Genomic DNA, 2,677 nt, shown 5'->3' on the forward strand with positions numbered 1-2,677 from the left:
GTCGTAGAGCGTGGCCGGCGGCGCGATCTGCTCGATGCGGCCCTTGTTCATGACGACGATGCGGTCGGAGATCGACAGCGCCTCGGTCTGGTCGTGGGTGACCATGACAAAGGTGGTGCCGAGCCGCGATTGCAGCCGCTTCAATTCGACTTGCATCTGCTCGCGCAGATGCGCGTCGAGCGCCGACAGCGGCTCGTCGAGCAAAAGCACGCGCGGTTCGCAGACGATGGCGCGGGCCAAAGCGACGCGCTGGCGCTGGCCGCCGGAAAGCTCCGAGACGCGGGCGCGCAGCTTATCGGCGAGGCCGACCATGTCGAGCGCCTCGCGGACGCGTTTGGCCTGCTCGGCGCCGGACATTTTGCGCAACGACAGGCCGAAGCCGACATTGGCCGCGACATCCATGTGCGGGAACAGCGCGTAGTCCTGGAAGACGGTGTTGACCGGACGGTCGAAGGGCCTGAGGTCGGTGATGTCGCGGCCTTCGAGCAGGACGCTGCCGCTCGAGGGGCTCTCGAACCCCGCGATGACGCGCAGGCTGGTCGTCTTGCCGCAGCCGGACGGACCGAGCAAGGTCAGGAACTCGCCCGGAGCGATCTCGAGGTCGACGGCATCGAGGCCGACCACGCCACCGGGAAAAACTTTCGATACTTTTTCGAGACGAACGAGCGCATCAGGCGCCATCGCGCACCTCGGACGGCTTGGTCGTGTTGACCCAGAGGATCTGGCAGCGCTCGGCGCCGGGGTTGCGGAAGGCGTGCAGCAGCGTGCTCTTGAAAGCGAAGCTGTCGCCGGCCTTCAGCACATAGGTGGTGGCGTCCACCACCAGCTCGACCTCGCCCGCCATGACGAAGCCGAATTCGTGGCCGGCATGGGCGTAGGCTTCCGCCGTGCCGCCGCCGGCCTCGACCGTGACCAGCATGCCGGTGAGCGTGGCGGCGGGCGGCGACAGCAGCGCCTTGACGATGCCTTCGGATTTCACCGGGATCGCGCGACGCTTGTCGGCACGCACGCAATAGAGATCGTTGACCGCCTCGTTGCCGTCGGTAATCAGTGCCGACGGTTCTATGTCCAAGGCTGCCGCCAGCGGCCAGATCACCTTGACGCGCAGCGAGGACATGCCGCGCTCGATCTGGCTGAGCGCGCCGATGGAGATGCCGGCCTTGGCCGCGAGCTCGGCGAGCGAGAGGTTACGCTCGAGCCTGAGCGCCCGCACGCGCCGGCCGACGCGGATGTCGGCATCGTCTTTCGGCTTTGCCGCCGCTTCGTCAAGAATGTCCATGCAATGGTCCTCGTTGTATCTCCACTGACGCGGCGCAGCGCCGCCGGGCTCCCCCTTCTCCCCTTGTGGGAGAAGGTGGATCGGCGCGACAGCGCCGAGACGGATGAGGGGTGCTCCAGCGGAGTGAGACGTTTTCGTTCCCTGGAGCACCCCTCATCCGGCCGCTTCGCGGCCACCTTCTCCCACAAGGGGAGAAGGGAGTCGTGCCGCTCAGCCGCCCGCCTTCACTTTCTCGAACATCTTGGCCACATCGTCATTCTGCTTCATCGGGCCGGTGAAGATGGTCGACTTCAGCATCACGTCCGGATCGGCCGGCAGCTGTAGCTTGTCCAGCTCGTCCTTCGACACGCCGGCGAAAGCGGTCGAGAGCGAGCTACCATAGCCGTAGGACTGGATGAGGAACTTGCCCGAGTCGGCGTCGAGCCGGCTGTTGATGAAGTCATAGGCGAGATCGACGTTCTTGGCGTCCTTCAGCATGACGAAGCCGCAGGCCCAGGTCAGCATGCCTTCCTTCGGCTTCATGAACTCGACCGGCACGCCCTGCTTCTTGAGCGAGGTGGCGGACGCGTTCCAGGTCATCGCCGCGACCAGCTGACCGCTCGCCAGCGCCTGCTCGACCGAGGTCATGTCGGTGGTGTAGCTCGACAGCAGCGGCCGCTGCTCGCGCAGCTTCGCAGCCACCTTGTCCATCTGGTCCGGCGTCATGTCGAAGGGGTTCACGCCTGCCAGAAGAGCGGCGACGATCGGCGTGTCGTGCACGGCGTCGATGGTCGCCATGCGGCCGGCATATTGCTTGTCCCACAGGAGGTTCCAGCTCGCCTCCGGGTTCTTCACCAGATCGGTGCGGTAGAGGATCGAGGTGTTGCCCCAGTCCCACGGCACCATCCACACCTTGCCGTCGCCCGCCTGCAGATCGGGCAGGTTCTTGAACACCGGGAAGACCGAATCCCAGTTCTTGATGCGCTTGGTGTCGATCGGCTGCAGCAGGCCTTCCTTGTTCCAGCGCGCCACCTTGTCGTAGCAGGGATGCGCGATGTCGGGCCGGAAGCCGGCCTTGACCTTGGTGAAGGCGTCGTCGTCGTCGCCGAAGATCGTCGCCTCGACGCCGTCCGGATGCGCGGCGAGGAAGCTCTTGTTGAAGTCCGGCAGTTCGTAACCCGACCAGGTGAAATATTGCAGCTTGTCGGCGGCAAAAGCGACCGTCGACGACAGCACCATCGCCAGAGCCGCGAGACCCGCCAGGGCCTTGCGGCCGGTTATCGATTTCAGGTGTACAGTCATTTTCGTTCTCCTCTTCTTTGTTGTGCTTTAGGCTGGATTGCGGCGCGCGGCGCCGAGGCCGCGATGGCGCAGGACTTCGGCGGTTCCGGCGATGATGAACGACACGGTGAGGATCAC

General features: G+C 65.1%; 3 protein-coding genes. All 3 read right to left on the reverse strand.

What is annotated here, in order from left to right; all coding sequences use genetic code 11:
* The coding region (locus EOA23_RS33455; RefSeq protein WP_127307199.1) for an ATP-binding cassette domain-containing protein at window positions 1-681 on the reverse strand (681 nt) is incomplete at its 3' end.
* Window positions 671-1,279 (reverse strand): cupin domain-containing protein, encoded by a 609-nt coding sequence (locus EOA23_RS33460; protein WP_127307200.1) that lies wholly within the window; start codon window positions 1,277-1,279, stop codon window positions 671-673. The genes EOA23_RS33460 and EOA23_RS33455, both read right to left, overlap by 11 nt.
* Window positions 1,280-1,489: 210 nt before the next feature.
* Window positions 1,490-2,560 (reverse strand): ABC transporter substrate-binding protein, encoded by a 1,071-nt coding sequence (locus EOA23_RS33465; RefSeq protein WP_127307201.1) that lies wholly within the window; start codon window positions 2,558-2,560, stop codon window positions 1,490-1,492.
* Between the last annotated feature and the right edge of the window lie 117 nt (window positions 2,561-2,677).

The organism is Mesorhizobium sp. M2A.F.Ca.ET.042.01.1.1 (genome assembly GCF_003997405.1).
Lineage (GTDB): Bacteria > Pseudomonadota > Alphaproteobacteria > Rhizobiales > Rhizobiaceae > Mesorhizobium.